This is a genomic window from Nocardioides luti, assembly GCF_014212315.1.
Taxonomy (GTDB): Bacteria; Actinomycetota; Actinomycetes; order Propionibacteriales; family Nocardioidaceae; genus Nocardioides; species Nocardioides luti.
The window spans coordinates 22,946-37,985 of record NZ_JACKXE010000002.1; the positions used below are offsets into that span (position 1 = coordinate 22,946).

Consider the following 15,040-nt stretch of genomic DNA (forward strand, 5'->3'; position numbering starts at 1 on the left):
TCCGCTCCACGCCCCCAGCCGTGTGTCAGGCTGGGGGCGTGGACGACGTGACCTGGGGCGCCCTCACCCTGACCCTCACCGTCCTCGGGGCGATCTGGACCTGGCTGTCCTTCCGCCGACGGGGACTCGCCTCCGGCCTGCGCGCGCTGGCGTTCACGCTGCTGCCCGCCGCGGCGTACCTCACCAAGACCCTGCAGATGTTCACCCGCATCGTCGACGCGGTGGCCGACTGGGCCACCAACCTCGTCTTCAACCCGTTCGTGTGGACCGGTGTCGTCCTCGCCGGCGTCTCCGCTCTGCTCCTCAGCGTGTCGTCGGTCCTGCGGGCCCGGCAGCTGGCGCGCACGCCCGACGCCGGCAGCACGAAGCGCACCCGCGGCACCGCGCTGCCGCCCGCGGGCCGCGGCCAGGGCACGCCCGCGGTCGGCGACGACGACATGGCGGACATCGAGGCGCTGCTGCGCCGGCGCGGCATCTCCTGATGGGCGCCTCCCCCGTGGATCGCAACCGGCTGCGGTCCCGGCTCGACGCGGCCGTCGCCCAGCACGACGGACCCCTGCCGACGCCGCTGATGCTCGTCGACCTCGACGCCTTCGACGCCAACGCCGACGACCTGGTCCGCCGGGCCGGCGGCAAGCCGCTGCGCGTCGCCTCCAAGTCGCTGCGCGTCCCGGCCCTGCTGCAGCGCGCCCTCGCCCACGACGGCTTCTCGGGCGTCCTCGCCTACACGCTGCGCGAGGCGCTCTGGCTGCACGAGCAGGGCCTCAGCGACGACATCGTGGTCGCCTACCCCTCGGTCGACCGCGGTGCCCTCGCCGACCTGGTGGCCTCCCCGTCGGCGGCCGCCCAGATCACGCTGATGGTCGACGACCCGGCCCACCTCGACCTCGTCGACTCGCTCCGCGCCTCGCGAGCCGTGCCGGTCCGGGTCGCCCTCGACGTGGACGCCGGCCTGCGGATGGGCGGCCAGCACGTCGGCCCCAAGCGCTCGCCGCTGTACGACGCCGGCTCGGTCGTCGCGATGGCCCGGACCGTCGCGGGGCGCGAGGGGTTCCGCCTCGTCGGCGCGATGACCTACGAGGGCCAGGTGGCCGGCCTGCCCGACGACCTGCCGGGCGCGGGCCGCGCCCGCTCACTCGTGGTGCGCCGGATGAAGTCGCTCTCGATGCACCAGGTGGAGGCGCGGCGCCGCGAGATCGCCGACGCGCTGGCCGCGGTCACCGAGCTGGAGTTCTGGAACGCAGGCGGCTCCGGCTCGGTCGAGGCCTCGTCCGCCGACCCGGTCGTCACCGAGGTCGCCGCGGGCTCCGGCCTGCTCGTGCCGACGCTGTTCGACCACTACCAGGCCTTCGAGCCGCGCCCGGCGTCGTACTTCGCACTCCCGGTGGTCCGCCGACCCTCCGCGGAGGTCGCGACCGTGCACGGCGGCGGCCTGGTCGCCTCCGGCCCGGCCGGCGACGACCGCCTGCCCCAGCCGTGGGCGCCCGCGGGGCTGCAGCTGCTGGGTCTCGAGGGGGCCGGCGAGGTCCAGACGCCGTTGACCGGCCACGCCGCGTCGCTGCTGGCGATCGGCGACCTCGTGTGGTTCCGCCACGCCAAGTCCGGCGAGCCCTTCGAGCACACCACCACCGTGCACCTGCTGGCCGCCGACCGGATCGTCGACTCGGTGCCGACCTACCGCGGGCATGGCCTCGCCTTCTGACCCGTCCGCCGTCGTGCTGGCGCTGGCGGAGTCCCGTCCGCCCACCCTGGGTGCCGGACGGCTCGTGTGCGTCGACGGCCCCGCCGGCTCGGGCAAGACCACGCTGGCGGCGGCGCTGCTGGCGGCGCGCCCGGACGCCCGGGTCGTGCACCTGGACGACCTCTACGACGGGTGGGACGGGCTCCCCCGCATCACCGACCAGCTCGACAGCCTGCTGCGCCCGCTCGCGGCCGGGGGGCCTGGCCGCTACCGGCGCTACGACTGGGTCGCCGGCGCCTACGCCGAGACCGTGGTGGTCGAGCCGTCACCGCTGCTGGTGCTCGAGGGCGTGGCCTCCGGCTCGCGCGCGCACGCCGACCTGGCGACCGTGCTGGTGTGGGTCTCGGCCCCGGCGGACCTGCGGCTCGCCCGCGGCCTCGAGCGGGACGGCGCCGAGCTGGCCGGGCCCTGGCGGCGCTGGATGGCCGACGAGGCCGCGCTGTTCCTCCGGGAGGGCACCGAGGCCCGGGCCGACGTGCTCGTCGACGGGACCGGCGTCAGGCCTCCGCGGGCGCCGGGTCCTCCGGCTCCGGGGCCGACTCCCTGAGGGCGTACTCCACGAACGTGTGGTGCACCCGGAAGCCCGACCGCTCGTAGATGCCGGACGCGCCGTCGGGGTTCTCCATGTCGACGTCGAGGCTGGCCGCGGTGAACCCCTCGGCGGCCGCGGCGTGCAGCGTGCGGGCCACGAGAGCCGAGGCGAGGCCCCGCCCGCGGTGCGGCCGGGCGGTGCCGATGTAGGGGAAGTAGACCTCCCGGTCCTCCGCGCGGCCGGACGCCGGGGCGCCGTACTCGTGCGCGAAGGCGTAGGCCGCCACCGCGCCCCCCGCGTCGCTCAGGACGTACGACAGGTGGTGACGCGCGTGGCCGGCCAGCATGAAGCCGGCCCAGTTGTCCTCGTCGGCCGTGGCGCCGTTGGGGTAGTCGCGGAACACCTCGTTGTGGGCCCGCCGCAGCCGCTCGCTGTCGTCGTCGGAGAAGGTCGTCAGCACCAGGTCGTCGGGCAGCGCGGGCGGCTCGGGCACGTCCGCGAGGTCGGCCAGCATGAGGTAGCGGTAGCGCTCGGGGGCGAAGCCCAGGCCGGTGACGAGGCGTTCGTGCGCGGTGCGCCCCTGGGCGGCCCGGTTGACGAACAGCACCGGCAGGTCCGGCTCGGTGTCGACGTGCCAGGCGCGGGCCGCGTCCAGCGCGGTGGCGAGCAGGGCGGCCGGCAGCTCACCCGCGGGACGGGCGGGGTCGTGGTCGCCGTCGACGAGGAACCGCTGGCAGGCCGGCTGGACGCTGGCGAGGAAGCCGGACCACCCCACCATCGTCGGGCCGTCGAAGGCGCCGAAGAAGCGGGTCCCGGGCATCTGGCCCATCTCGCGGAAGTCGTCGGCGGTGAGCCGCAGCGGTGTCGGGTGGTCGCGCTCGACGGCGGCGCACAGCCGCCCGAACTCGTCGGCGTCGGTGCTGGTCAGCGTGCGGATGTCGTCCCCCATGGGGCGGAGGCTAGGTCACGACAGCAGCGAGCGGTCGAGAACCCCACGGATCGTGCGCACGGCCACGACGCCCCAGGCCACGACGAGCCCGGCGTAGAGCGCGACCGCCGCGACGACGAGCACCGTGGCCCCGGTCAGGTCCGCGAGCCCGGAGGTGCCCGTCACCAGGGTGCCGACCGGGAAGGTGAAGGACCACCACGTCATCGAGAACGGCAGCCCGGCGCGCAGGGTGCGCACCGTGATCGCGGCGGCCAGCGCGAGCCAGAGGAGGGCGAAGCCCCACATCGGGAGCCCGAAGGCGAGGGCGAGGACCGGGAGGCCGGCGCCGTACGGCGCGGGCAGCACGCCCGGGGCCGCCAGGGCGATGGTGTGGGCAGCCGTGACCGACTGGCCGAGCGGGCCCAGCACGATCCAGAACGTGGGAACCGCGGCCGCCGCGCCCACGCCGTGGTGGACCAGCCGCGACCAGACCTGGCCGATGACCACCAGGCTCGCGACGAGCGTGAGGCCGAAGAGCGCGGCACAGAGCACCAGCAGGGTCAGTCGTGGCTGCCCGGCCGGCAGGTGCGGCAGCAGGAGCGGTCCCGTCGCGGCGCTGACCATCGGGGGCACGACCGGCATGAGCCACCCGCCGAAGGCGGAGTCGGGCGCGTTCTCGTGGCGGGTGAACGCCTGGAACGGGACGACCACCGCGGTGCCGATGCCCAGCAGGGTGCCGGCACTCCACAGGACCGCGTCGAGGGTGACCGCCGCGGTGTGGCCGACGACGGGGACCCCCAGGAGCAGCGCCCCGGCACCGACCGTCATCAGCGCCATCGCGGGCGCGCCGTAGAAGTGCGCCATCACCGGGTCGGCGAGGTGACGGCGTGCGCGCTCGCGGTGGTGGACCCAGTGCCCGGCGGTCGCCGCCGAGACCACCACCAGCAGCAGGGCCGCCAGCACCCACACCACCCGAGCGGCCAGCACGAGGCCCGGCACCTGCAGCGGCAGGGTCGCCACGGCGTTCGCCACGATGCCCGTGCCCATCACGGTCGCGAACCAGTTCGGCCCGAACGACGCCAGGAGGCCGACCGGTGCTGTCGTCGTCGGGCGGGGAGCGGTCGTCGTCGTGGTCATGCCTCCAGCCTGGGTGCCACGGTGCGGACGCAGTAGACGACCTCGTCCTGTGGGTCCACAGGTTCCCCCTGTGTGTGCACCTAGGATGTGCCTGTGACCAGCCTGAGCTCCCACCTCCCGGACCTCGCCTCGCTCGACCTGCTCGTCGCCGTGGCCCACAGCGGGAGCATCGGCGCCGCCGCGCGCCGGCAGGGCATCAGCCAGCAGGCCGCCTCCGAGCGACTGCGCGGGGTCGAGTCCCAGGTGGGCGTCACCCTGCTCGACCGCGGCGCCCGTGGCACCGCGCTCACCGCGGCCGGGGCGGTCCTGGTCGAGTGGGCCGAGCGGATCCTCGAGGTCGCCCAGGAGGTCGACGGCGCCATCACCGCACTGCGCTCCGACGTACGCCGGGAGCTCAACGTGGCCGCGAGCATGACCGTCGCCGAGCAGCTGCTCCCCCGCTGGCTCGTGCACCTTCGGGCCCGCCAGGTCGCCACCGGCGTGGAGCCCGCCTCGGTGAGCCTGGTGGCCACGAACTCGCGCCACGTCGTCGAGGCCGTGCTCGACGGGAGCGCCGACGTGGGCTTCGTGGAGGGCGCCCAGCGCGAGCGGCGGCTGCGCAGCCGCGAGATCGGCACGGACGAGCTGGTCCTGGTCGCTCCCCCGGACCACCCGTGGGCACGACGCCGCGGCGGCGTGCTCGCCGAGGAGGTCGCCGCGGTGCCGCTGGCGAGCCGCGAGCAGGGATCCGGGACGCGTGAGGTGCTGGAGCAGGCGCTCGCCGCGCACGGGCTGGCGCTGCGGACCCCGACCGTGGAGCTCTCGACCGCGACCGGGCTGCGGCAGGCCGTCCGCGCCGGGAGCGCCCCGGCCTGCATGAGCCGGCTGCTCGTCGCGGCCGACCTGGCGTCCGGCGCCCTCGTGGAGGTGCCGATCCGGGACCTGGTGCTGACCCGCTCGCTGCGCGCCGTGTGGCGGGGCAGCGCCACGCCCCCCGCGGGACCGGTCCGCGACCTGCTGGACATCGCCGAGGCGGGCCGCCGGACTCCCTAGGGTGGGGGCATGCTTCCTCCCAGCGGCGACCAGTTCGAGATCTCCGGCGGCGGCTACCGCGCCGTCGTGACCGAGAGCGGCGGGGCCCTCCGGCACCTGTCGTACGCCGGCCGGCCGCTGCTCGACGGGTTCGAGGAGGACCAGATGTCGTCCGGGGGCCGGGGGCAGCTGCTGATGCCGTGGCCGAACCGGATCCGCGACGGCTCCTACTCCTTCGGTGGCCGGGACCTCCAGCTCGCCCTGTCCGAGGCCTCCCGGCACAACGCCTCGCACGGCCTGGCCCGGTGGGTGGCCTGGTCCCGCGAGGAGCACTCCCCCGGCTCGGTGTCGCTCGTCTACCGGCTGATGGCGCAGAGCGGCTACCCGTGGACCCTCGACCTGCACGTGCTCTACGACCTGTCGGCCGACGGCCTGACGGTCACCCAGACCGCGACGAACATGTCGGGCGAGCCGGCGCCGTACGCCTCGGGGGCCCATCCCTACCTGACGCTCGGGACGGCGACGGTGGACGGGGTCGAGCTGACGCTGCCGGCGGCCACGCGCTCCGAGGTCGACGACCGCCTGCTGCCCGTCGGACGGTCGGGCGTCGAGGGCACGGCGTACGACTTCCGGGTGGCGCGACCGGTCCGCGACACCGTGCTCGACCACGCCTTCACCGACCTCGAGCGCGACGAGCAGGGCATCGCCACGACGGTCCTGCACGACCCGGCCTCGGGGCACGCGGTGGCGCTGTGGGTCGACGAGCACCACCGCTGGCTGCAGGTCTACACGGCCGACGACGTGCCCGCGACCGCGCGCCGCTCGGTGGCGGTCGAGCCGATGACGGCCCAGGCCGACGCGTTCCGCACCGGCGAGGACCTGCTCACGCTGGCGCCGGCCGGGGAGGACGGCGACGAGGTGTCGGTCTCCTGGGGCGTGCGCGCCCTGGACTAGGAGTCGCGCGAGGCCGACGACGCGGCGACGAGGGTCCGCAGCGTGCGGACCGCGCGCTGGGCGCGCCCGCCGTCGGAGCCCTGGATCGCCAGGGCGGAGGCGGTGGTGCCGTCGGCGAGGTCGAGGGTCACCCAGGGGGCGCCCGGGGGCAGCCGGACCGCGATGATCTCGGCCCAGTCGTACTCGTGGTGGCGGTAGCCGTTCACGACGACGAGCCGGTCGGTCGTGGCCACGACGCGCGAGCGCACCAGCGCGAACCACGCCGAGAACGCCAGCAGGCCGAGGAAGACGAGCGTGCCGCGCTGGAAGACCGTGAACTTCGCCCTGGTCTCGTCGTCGAAGCCGAACCAGGCTGCGGCGCAGACGACCAGCAGCATCCCCCCGAACAGCACCCCCGCCACCCGGGCGCCGAAGGGGCGCCAGGTGTGCGGGAGCCGCACGGGCTCAGAGCCGGCAGGCATGGATGTCGGTGAGCAGGATGCCGCGGGCACCCAGGTCGAAGAGGTCGTCCATCAGGCGCTGGGAGCCGGCGCGCGGCACCATCGCGCGGACCGCGACCCAGCCCTCGCGCCGCAGCGGGGCGATGGTCGGGCCCTCGATGCCGGGGGTGAGGGCGACGGCGGCGGAGACGTGCTCGTCGCGGACGTCGTAGTCCATCATCACGTAGCTGCGCGCCACCAGGACGCCCTCGATGCGCCGGCGGAAGACGTCGAAGCCGGCGGGCACCGAGCCGGCGCGGGTGATGAGGACCGCCTCGGACTCGAGGATCACCTCGCCGAAGACCTCCAGCCCTGCCTGGCGCAACGTGCTGCCGGTCTCGACGACGTCGGCGATCACGTCGGCGACGCCGAGCTGGATGCTGGTCTCGACCGCGCCGTCGAGGCGGGTCACGGTCGCGTCGATGTTGCGCTCGGCGAGGAACGACTGCACGACCCCGACGTACGACGTGGCGATCCGGGTGCCCTGGAGCTGGGCGAGGTCGGTGAACCGGCCGGCAGGCCCGGCGAAGTGGAAGCGGCTGCGACCGAAGCCGAGCCCCAGCACCTCGTCGGCCTTGGCACGGGAGTCGAGCAGCAGGTCGCGGCCGGTCACGCCGACGTCGAGGGTGCCCTCACCGACGTACAGCGCGATGTCGCGCGGGCGCAGGTAGAAGAACTCGACGCCGTTCTCGGCGTCGATCAGCGTCAGCTCCTTGGAGTCCTGGCGCTGGCGGTAGCCGGACTCGCGCAGGATCTCGGAGGCGGACTGGGACAGCGACCCCTTGTTGGGGACGGCGACCCGCAGCGGGCGACCGGCGGGGGCAACGGGTGTCGACATGGTTCCTCAGAGGTGGGCGTAGACGTCGTCGAGCGAGAGGCCGCTGGCGATCATGAGGCACTGGGCGTGGTAGAGCAGCTGGCTGATCTCCTCGGCCGCGCGCTCCTTGCCCTCGTGCTCGGCCGCCATCCAGGACTCGGCGGCCTCCTCGACCAGCTTCTTGCCGATGGCATGGACGCCGGCGTCGAGCTGTCGGACGGTGCCGGACCCCTCGGGTCGGGTCTCGGCCTTCTCGGTGAGCTCGGCCCAGAGCTGCTCGAACGTCTTCACGGTCGACCAGCCTAGGCGGTCCGCCGCCCCGGCTCCTGCGCGGGACCGGGACGCGGACCTCCGGCGTGACTCAGGCCTCGTAGCCGCGCTTGATCGTGCGGATCGTCTGCGCGGTGACGAGTGCGGCGGAGGCCGCCTCGTAGCCCTTGTCCTCGTGCGAGCCGTCGAGCCCGGCCCGGTCCAGCGCCTGGTCGTCGGTGTCGCAGGTGAGTACGCCGAAGCCGACCGGCACCTGGTGGTCGACCGCCACCCGGGTCAGGCCGTCGGTCGCGGCGTTGCAGACGAAGTCGAAGTGCGGGGTGCCCCCGCGGATCACCACGCCGAGGGCGACGATCGCGTCGTACCCCTGGGCCGCGAGGGCCGCGGCGACGACGGGGAGCTCGAAGGCGCCCGGGACGCGCACGACGTTCGGGGCGTCGACGCGGTAGTCGCGGCAGGCGCGGAGCGAGCCGTCGAGCAGCCCGTCCATCACCTCGGTGTGCCAGCTCGCCGCGACGATCGCGACCCGGAGGTCGTGGCAGTCGACGGGCTTCTGGTCGGGTGCTCCGGCGCCGCTCATGCGTGGTCTCCTTCGTGGGTCGGGTCGTTCAGCGAGGCCGCGGAGGCGGCCAGGTCGGGCATCTCGTGCCCCATCCGGTCCCGCTTGGTCAGCAGGTAGGCGAGGTTGTGGTCGTTGGGCCGCGGGGTCAGTCCGACCCGCTCGGCGACGTGCACGCCGAAGTCCTCGAGGCTGGTGGTCTTGTCGGGGTTGTTCGTCATCAGTCGGACGCTGCCGATGCCCAGGTCGCGCAGCACCTGGGTGGCGGTGCCGTAGTGGCGCGCGTCGGCGGGCAGCCCGAGGTCGAGGTTGGCGTCGACGGTGTCGCGGCCACCGTCCTGGAGCTGGTAGGCCTGCAGCTTCGCCACCAGCCCGATCCCCCGGCCCTCGTGGCCGCGGAGGTAGACCACGACGCCGCGGCCCTCCTCGACGATCCGCTCGAGCGCCTCGTCCAGCTGCGGGCCGCAGTCGCAGCGCGCGCTCCCGAAGACGTCACCGGTGAGGCACTCGCTGTGCACCCGGGTCAGCACCGGCTCGTCGCCGCTGACGTCGCCGTGCACGAGCGCGATGTGCTCGGAGTCGTCGACGGTGATGCGGTAGCCGTACGCCGTGAAGTCGCCGTGCCGCGTGGGCAGCCGGGTCTCGGCGACGCGCTTCACCAGCACCTCGTGCCGGCGGCGGTAGCGGACCAGGTCCTCGATCGAGATCATCGCCAGGCCGTGCTCGTCGGCGAACGCCCGCAGTTCGGGCGCGCGCTTCATCGTGCCGTCGTCGTTCACGACCTCCACGAGCACGCCCGCAGGCGTGAGACCGGCCAGGGTGGCGAGGTCGACGGCGGCCTCGGTGTGCCCCCGGCGTACGAGCACGCCACCCTCGCGGTAGCGCAGCGGGAAGACGTGGCCGGGCCGGGTGATCTCCCACGGCTCGGTGGCCGAGTCGGCGAGGACCCGGGCGGTGTGGGCGCGGTCGGCGGCGCTGATGCCGGTGGAGACGCCGTCGCGGGCGTCGACCGAGATGGTGTACGCCGTGCGCAGCTTGTCCTTGTTGTGCGGCGTCATCAGCGGGATCTCGAGACGGTCCAGCATGTCGGCCGGCATCGGCACGCAGATCACGCCGCTGGAGTGCCGGATCGTGAACGCCATCAGCTCGGGGGTGGCCTTCGAGGCCGCGAAGATGATGTCGCCCTCGTTCTCGCGGTCCTCGTCGTCGACGACCACGACGGCCTTGCCCTCCGCGATGTCGGCGATCGCGCGCTCGACCGTGTCGAGACGCACCTTCTCGTGCGGCGCGGGGCTGTCCGGGGCGGGCTCGGTCATGCGCGTGCTCCTTGCTGGGGGGTGGTCCCGACGGGCGGGACCGTGGGGGTGCGGGCGGCGCGCTCGGCGCGCCACCACGTGATCAGGCCGACGACGCAGAAGCCGCCGTAGAAGAGGTACATGCCGGCGGTCGGGTAGTAGCCGGCCCGGACCAGCGTGGTGACGCCGACGACGTCGACCGCGATCCAGACGAGCCAGAACTCCACCCAGCCGCGGGCCATGCCGTAGGTCGCGAGCAGCGAGCCGGCCAGGATCCAGGCCTCGGTGGCCGGGCTGTAGGAGCCGATCCGGAGCAGCAGCGCGTAGGCGAGGCCGTAGCCGGCCGCGGCGAGGCCCAGCAGGACCAGGCGCTCGGGCCCGGTGGCCCAGCGCGGGGTGAGGACGGCCCCGTCGGTGTCGCCGGCCGCGCGCAGGCTGCGCCAGCGCCACCAGCCGTAGACGCTGGCGACCACGAAGAAGACCTGGCGGCCGGCCTGGCCCCACAGCGGCTCGCCGCCGGTGTGGCCGCTGAGCTCGCCGCTCACGAAGACCGTGAAGAGCAGGACGTTGCCGACCAGGCCCACGGGCCAGGCCCAGACCAGGCGGCGCATCCCGAGCAGCGCGCTGGCCAGCCCGAAGAGGTTGCCGACGACCTCGCGCACCGAGAGCGCGCCGTCGCCGACGGGGATGGTGCCGTGCAGCAGCCAGTCCAGCATCAGGCGTCCCCGTCCCGGTCGTCGGCCGGGGCCGTCGGGGCCGCGTCGCGCCAGGCCAGGAGCTTCTCGACGTGCTTGGCGAGGATGTCGACCTCGAGGTTGACCCGGTCACCGACGCGGCGGGTGCCGAGGGTGGTCCGGGCCAGGGTCTCGGGGATCAGGCTGACGGTGAACCGGTCGCCGCGGGTCTCCACGACGGTCAGGCTGACGCCGTCGACGGTGATCGAGCCCTTGTCGACGAGGTAGCGGCCGAGGTCGGCCGGCATCGTCACCTCGACCAGCTCCCAGTGCTCGCTGGGCGTCCGGGAGGTGATGGTCCCGACGCCGTCGACGTGGCCCTGCACGATGTGGCCGCCGAGCCGCTTGTCGGCGGTGACGGCGCGCTCGAGGTTCACGCGGTCGCCCCCGCTGACGCCGTACAGGCTGGTCTTGTCGAGCGTCTCCTGCATGACGTCCGCGGTCCAGAGGTCGCCCTCGAGCGTCGCGACCGTGAGGCAGCAGCCGTTGACGGCGATGGAGTCGCCGAGCCCGGCGTCCCCGAGGACGGTGGTGGCGCGGATGGTGAGGCGGATCGCGTCACCCTGGTCCTCGACGGACTCGACGGTGCCGAGCTCCTCGACGATGCCGGTGAACATCAGGTCTCCGTTCGTGGTGCGGGGGTCAGGGTGAGGCGGACGTTCGGCTGCTCGCCGTCGAGGCCGGGCAGCACGGTGATGTCGGTGACCGTGGGACGGAACGCCTGCGTGATCGTGGTGATTCCGAGGTCGGCGACGGCCGGGAGGCCGGCGCCGAGCAGGGCGGGTGCGACGTAGACGACGATCTCGTCGACGAGGCCCGCGGCGAGGAAGGCGGCGGCCAGCGTCGGGCCGCCCTCGAGGAAGACGTGCTGACGGTCCCGGACGAACAGCTCGGCCAGGGCCACGTGCGGGTCGCGGGTGCGCAGGTGGACGGTTTCGGCGCCGCCGGCGAGGGCGGCGTCGAAGATCCGTCGGTCCGCCGCGAGGTCGCGCAGCCCCATGACCGCCCGCAGCGGCTGCCGGGCGAGCGGCTGGTCCTCCTCGTCGCGGACGGTCAGGGCGGGGTCGTCGACGGCGACGGTGGCCGTGCCGACCAGCATCGTGTCGCTGAGCGCCCGGAGGCGGTGGGTGTCGAGGCGGGCGGCCCGGCTGGACACCCAGCGGCTGGTGCCGTCGGCCGCGGCGCTGCGGCCGTCGAGCGTGGTGGCGAACTTCCAGGTGACGAACGGGCGGCCGTGCTCGACCGCGAAGGTCCAGACGCGGTTCAGCGCCCGCGCCTCGTCGGCGAGCAGGCCGGTGGCCACGTCGACGCCGGCCGCGGCGAGCGTCGCCGCTCCCCCGGCGGCGACCGGGTTCGGGTCGCTCTGCGCGAGCACCACCCGTCGTACGCCGGCGGCGAGGAGCGCCTGCGCGCACGGGCCGGTGCGTCCGGTGTGGTTGCACGGCTCGAGCGTGACGACGGCGGTCGTGCCCCGGGCGGCGGCACCGGCCCGGGCCAGCGCGTCCGCCTCGGCGTGGGGCGTCCCCGCACCCCCGTGGAAGCCCTCGGCCACGACGGAGCCGTCGTCGGCCAGCAGGACGCAGCCGACGCGCGGGTTCGGGCCGAGGGGGACGCCCGGGGTGGCCGCGAGCTCGAGGGCGCGCGACATCGCGCGCTGCTCGGCAGCGGTGAACGTCATGGGCCCCTCCGGTCCGTCACGGACTCCGGGGCCTCAGGAAAGGGTCGCCGCGCGCTCGTCGGGGACGGACGTCGGGGCGGACCTCACCTGCGTGCGCTTCCCATCCGGACTTTCACCGTCGGTCCAGGATTCCCACCTGGTCAACCGCTCACTGGCTGTGAGCGGGTCGCGGACTTCGGGGCGAAGGATCTCCGCCTCGTCACCGCCGGCTCGGAATTACACCGACCCCAGAGCACGCGAGCTTTGGTCAACTCGATCGGTCCAGTTTGCCACAGCAGCCGGGCGGGGTCGGCATGACCCGGGTCACAGGCGGCGGCCGAAGGGCAGCAGGGCCAGCCCCTGGCGGTCCAGGCCGCTCGGGTCAGCCCGCTCACCCTCGAGCCGCACGAAGCCGTCCTCCTCGACGTAGAGCCGGTCCCCCGCCTCCGCGGCGAACGCCTCGAGGAAGGCCAGCTGGTCGTCCCCGAGACGCAGCTCGACGCCGCAGGCCAGCGCGATGTCCCAGGCGTGCAGGGTGAGGTCGACGGTGTCGAAGGCGGCGCTCGCAGCCAGGTCGGGGGCGTCGGGGATCGCCAGGGCGTACGCCGCCATCACGTCGTCCACGTCCGAGCGCTCGGGACCGAGGGCGACGACGTGGTTGTCGTGGACGTGGGTGACCACGTCGGACACCGTCCACCCCGGGCAGGACGGGACCGGTCGCGTGAGGTCGTCGGCGCGGAGCTCGTTGAGGACCTGGCGGAACAGGTCGGCACCGCGGACGTAGACGGTCTGCATGTTGGGCACGGTCGGCTCCCCTCAGCCCGCGACGGCGGCCTCGGCCGCGGCGCGCAGCTCGGCGACCATCCGGTCGGGGTCCTCGGCGGAGTAGACGGCCGACCCGGCGACGAACACGTCCGCCCCGGCCTCGGCGCAGCGCTCGATGGTCTCGAGCGAGACGCCGCCGTCGACCTGGAGCCAGGTCTCCACGCCGTGCTTGCCCATCATCGCCCGGGCCCGGCGGATCTTGGGGAGGACGAGGTCGAGGAACTTCTGGCCGCCGAAGCCGGGCTCGACGGTCATCAGCAGCAGCATGTCCAGCTCGCCGAGCAGGTCCTCGTAGGGCTCGATCGGCGTCGCCGGCTTGAGCGCCATCGAGGCGCGCGCCCCGTGCGCCCGGATCTCGCGGGCCAGCCGCACCGGCGCGGCCGCCGCCTCGACGTGGAAGGTCACCGACGCGCAGCCGGCCTCGACGTACGTCACGGCGTGCCGGTCGGCGTCCGCGATCATCAGGTGCGCGTCGAGCGGCAGGTCCGTGGAGCGGGCCAGCGCCTCGACCATCGTGGGCCCGAAGGTGAGGTTCGGGACGAAGTGGTTGTCCATGACGTCCACGTGCACCATGTCGGCGCTGCCGATGCGCGCCACCTCCGCCCCGAGGTCGGCGAAGTCGGCGTTCAGGATGCTCGGCGTGATCTGGATACCCACGAGGAACGATCCTAGAGGTGGGGGGATCCACATGCCGGGAAGGCCTCGTGGATGCCTCGCAGGACACCTCGCTGTGCCACACTTCGGCGGTCATGAATGCACTCCCGGCCCGTGGAACCCCGTGGTGGATCGCCCTGTTCTGGGTGCCCGCCGCGGTCGTCCGACCCCGCGTGCTGCGCCTGCTCGCCGTGCTCGGCGCCGGCGCCGTGACCTCCTTCTTCCGCGATCCCGACCGCACCCCCCGGGGCGAGGGCCTGCTGGCCGCCGCCGACGGGCTGGTGCGCGAGGTGGAGCAGCGCGAGGACGGCCGCTGGTTCGTCTCGACCTACCTCGCGCTCTACAACGTGCACGTCGGCCGGATGCCCTGCGACGCCACGATCGTGTCGCAGGAGCACTTCGAGGGTGAGCACCGGATGGCCTTCGACTCGAACGCGCACGTCAACGAGCGCCTCGAGTGGCGCATGGAGACGGAGTACGGCGACCTCGAGATGGTCCAGTTCTCCGGGGCCGCCGCGCGCCGGATCGTGCCCTACGTCGGCGTCGGCACCCGGGTGCGCCGGGGCGAGCGGATCGGCCTGATCCGCTTCGGCTCGCGCGTCGACCTCCTGCTCCCCCGCGGCCTGCGGCCCACCGTCGCCGTCGGCGACCGGCCCCGCGGCGCCCAGGACGTGATCGCGGTGCCCGACGGCCCGCACGCCGTCGACAGCTCGGCAGGGGTCGCATGAGGCTCCTCGGCATCGAGCGCCCCTCCTCCGCCGACGTGATGACGCTCGGCAACGCCGCCTGCGGTGCGGCCGCGGTGCTCGTGGTGATGTCGTACGCCGGCCGGCCGGTGCACGAGCTGACCCACTCCGGCGTCCGCCTGGTCGTGATCCTGCTGATGGTCGGCACCATCTTCGACGTGCTCGACGGCCGCTTCGCGCGCCGCAGCGGCGGCAGCCGGCTCGGCCCCGTCCTCGACTCGCTCGCCGACGCCCTGTCCTTCGGCCTCGCGCCCGCCGCCCTGCTCGCCGAGGTCGCGATCAGCGGCGCCAGCCGGGCCGGGCACGTCGCGGTCTTCGCCGGCTTCGTGCTGTACGTCTGCGGGGCGCTCCTCCGCCTCGCGGACTTCTCGTCCTGCCGGCAGGGCGACACCCGCTTCACCGGGCTCCCATCGCCGCTCGCGGCCGTGATGCTGCTGTCGCTCGCCCTGCTGACCGCCAACACCGCGGTCATCGCCGTGGGCATGGGCGTGGTCGGGCTGATGATGATCAGCCGGCTGTCCTACCCCCTCCAGCGCGGCCCGGTCGTCGGCATGGCCGTGGTGGGCTGGGTCTTCGGCTTCGCCGGCACCCTGGGCGTCTACGACGTGCGGATCTTCGCGGTCTTCGTGCTGCTGCTCGTCGGACTCGTCATGCCGCTGATGCCGCGGCTGCGGCCGCACTTCCGCCACGCCACCTGAGGG

At 74.2% G+C, this 15,040-nt stretch carries 19 protein-coding genes and 1 riboswitch; of the genes, 7 read left to right on the forward strand and 12 right to left on the reverse strand.

Going from position 1 to position 15,040, the window contains the following annotated elements; translation table 11 throughout:
- Positions 1 to 38: 38 nt before the first annotated feature.
- From H5V45_RS19090 to H5V45_RS19100, 3 genes are read left to right on the forward strand one after another with little or no spacing between them, the layout of a single operon-like run.
- Complete coding sequence (locus H5V45_RS19090; protein WP_185254767.1) at positions 39 to 482, forward strand: cellulose synthase; 444 nt, start codon at positions 39 to 41, stop codon at positions 480 to 482.
- Positions 482 to 1,702, forward strand: coding sequence for an amino acid deaminase/aldolase (locus H5V45_RS19095; protein WP_185254768.1), 1,221 nt, complete (start codon positions 482 to 484; stop codon positions 1,700 to 1,702). Before H5V45_RS19090 ends, H5V45_RS19095 begins: the two co-directional genes overlap by 1 nt.
- Positions 1,686 to 2,288, forward strand: a complete 603-nt coding sequence (locus H5V45_RS19100) for a uridine kinase family protein (protein WP_185254769.1) — start codon at positions 1,686 to 1,688, stop codon at positions 2,286 to 2,288. The genes H5V45_RS19095 and H5V45_RS19100 overlap by 17 nt, the downstream gene beginning before the upstream one ends.
- Here H5V45_RS19100 and H5V45_RS19105 read toward each other — a convergent pair.
- Positions 2,239 to 3,222 carry a GNAT family N-acetyltransferase gene (locus H5V45_RS19105; RefSeq protein ID WP_185254770.1) on the reverse strand — a complete coding sequence of 328 codons (984 nt, stop codon included), beginning with the start codon at positions 3,220 to 3,222 and terminating at the stop codon, positions 2,239 to 2,241. The two genes, H5V45_RS19100 and H5V45_RS19105, sit on opposite strands and share 50 nt — an antisense overlap.
- 15 nt (positions 3,223 to 3,237) lie before the next feature.
- Positions 3,238 to 4,338 carry a TDT family transporter gene (locus tag H5V45_RS19110; protein ID WP_185254771.1) on the reverse strand — a complete coding sequence of 367 codons (1,101 nt, stop codon included), beginning with the start codon at positions 4,336 to 4,338 and terminating at the stop codon, positions 3,238 to 3,240.
- A 93-nt stretch (positions 4,339 to 4,431) separates the two neighbouring features.
- On the opposite strand from H5V45_RS19110, the gene H5V45_RS19115 reads away from it, so the two are divergent.
- Together H5V45_RS19115 and H5V45_RS19120 are read left to right on the forward strand one after the other, a co-directional pair.
- Entirely contained in the window at positions 4,432 to 5,370 is a 939-nt protein-coding gene (locus tag H5V45_RS19115; protein WP_343061649.1) for a LysR family transcriptional regulator, read from the forward strand.
- Between the two features lie 9 nt (positions 5,371 to 5,379).
- Positions 5,380 to 6,303, forward strand: coding sequence for an aldose 1-epimerase family protein (locus tag H5V45_RS19120; RefSeq protein ID WP_185254772.1), 924 nt, complete (start codon positions 5,380 to 5,382; stop codon positions 6,301 to 6,303).
- Here H5V45_RS19120 and H5V45_RS19125 read toward each other — a convergent pair.
- The 10 genes from H5V45_RS19125 to rpe form a co-directional block, all read right to left on the reverse strand.
- Positions 6,300 to 6,764 (reverse strand): PH domain-containing protein, encoded by a 465-nt coding sequence (locus tag H5V45_RS19125; RefSeq protein WP_185254773.1) that lies wholly within the window; start codon positions 6,762 to 6,764, stop codon positions 6,300 to 6,302. The two genes, H5V45_RS19120 and H5V45_RS19125, sit on opposite strands and share 4 nt — an antisense overlap.
- Positions 6,748 to 7,620, reverse strand: coding sequence for an ATP phosphoribosyltransferase (gene hisG, locus H5V45_RS19130; protein ID WP_185254774.1), 873 nt, complete (start codon positions 7,618 to 7,620; stop codon positions 6,748 to 6,750). Before hisG ends, H5V45_RS19125 begins: the two co-directional genes overlap by 17 nt.
- A 6-nt stretch (positions 7,621 to 7,626) precedes the next feature.
- Entirely contained in the window at positions 7,627 to 7,890 is a 264-nt protein-coding gene (locus tag H5V45_RS19135; RefSeq protein ID WP_185254775.1) for a phosphoribosyl-ATP diphosphatase, read from the reverse strand.
- 70 nt (positions 7,891 to 7,960) lie between these two features.
- Positions 7,961 to 8,449, reverse strand: a complete 489-nt coding sequence (gene ribH, locus H5V45_RS19140) for a 6,7-dimethyl-8-ribityllumazine synthase (RefSeq protein ID WP_185254776.1) — start codon at positions 8,447 to 8,449, stop codon at positions 7,961 to 7,963.
- Complete coding sequence (locus H5V45_RS19145) at positions 8,446 to 9,744, reverse strand: bifunctional 3,4-dihydroxy-2-butanone-4-phosphate synthase/GTP cyclohydrolase II (RefSeq protein ID WP_185254777.1); 1,299 nt, start codon at positions 9,742 to 9,744, stop codon at positions 8,446 to 8,448. The genes ribH and H5V45_RS19145 overlap by 4 nt, the downstream gene beginning before the upstream one ends.
- Positions 9,741 to 10,439, reverse strand: a complete 699-nt coding sequence (locus tag H5V45_RS19150) for a nicotinamide mononucleotide transporter family protein (protein WP_185254778.1) — start codon at positions 10,437 to 10,439, stop codon at positions 9,741 to 9,743. The genes H5V45_RS19145 and H5V45_RS19150 overlap by 4 nt, the downstream gene beginning before the upstream one ends.
- Positions 10,439 to 11,074: a riboflavin synthase gene (locus H5V45_RS19155; RefSeq protein ID WP_185254779.1), complete on the reverse strand. Its 636-nt coding sequence runs from the start codon at positions 11,072 to 11,074 to the stop codon at positions 10,439 to 10,441. Before H5V45_RS19155 ends, H5V45_RS19150 begins: the two co-directional genes overlap by 1 nt.
- Positions 11,074 to 12,135 (reverse strand): bifunctional diaminohydroxyphosphoribosylaminopyrimidine deaminase/5-amino-6-(5-phosphoribosylamino)uracil reductase RibD, encoded by a 1,062-nt coding sequence (gene ribD / locus H5V45_RS19160; protein WP_246416617.1) that lies wholly within the window; start codon positions 12,133 to 12,135, stop codon positions 11,074 to 11,076. Before ribD ends, H5V45_RS19155 begins: the two co-directional genes overlap by 1 nt.
- 87 nt (positions 12,136 to 12,222) lie before the next feature.
- A riboswitch (FMN riboswitch) is annotated at positions 12,223 to 12,375 on the reverse strand.
- A 63-nt stretch (positions 12,376 to 12,438) separates the two neighbouring features.
- The gene (locus tag H5V45_RS19165) at positions 12,439 to 12,909 is read right to left on the reverse strand and encodes a maleylpyruvate isomerase N-terminal domain-containing protein (protein WP_246416634.1); all 471 of its coding nucleotides are present in this window, start codon (positions 12,907 to 12,909) and stop codon (positions 12,439 to 12,441) included.
- A gap of 21 nt (positions 12,910 to 12,930) precedes the next feature.
- Positions 12,931 to 13,596 (reverse strand): ribulose-phosphate 3-epimerase, encoded by a 666-nt coding sequence (gene rpe, locus H5V45_RS19170; RefSeq protein ID WP_343061651.1) that lies wholly within the window; start codon positions 13,594 to 13,596, stop codon positions 12,931 to 12,933.
- Positions 13,597 to 13,688: 92 nt separating this feature from the next.
- Between rpe and H5V45_RS19175 the strand changes: the two genes are divergently transcribed.
- Together H5V45_RS19175 and H5V45_RS19180 are read left to right on the forward strand one after the other, a co-directional pair.
- Positions 13,689 to 14,321 (forward strand): phosphatidylserine decarboxylase, encoded by a 633-nt coding sequence (locus H5V45_RS19175; RefSeq protein ID WP_185254782.1) that lies wholly within the window; start codon positions 13,689 to 13,691, stop codon positions 14,319 to 14,321.
- Complete coding sequence (locus H5V45_RS19180; protein WP_185254783.1) at positions 14,318 to 15,037, forward strand: CDP-alcohol phosphatidyltransferase family protein; 720 nt, start codon at positions 14,318 to 14,320, stop codon at positions 15,035 to 15,037. Before H5V45_RS19175 ends, H5V45_RS19180 begins: the two co-directional genes overlap by 4 nt.
- Positions 15,038 to 15,040: the final 3 nt, after the last annotated feature.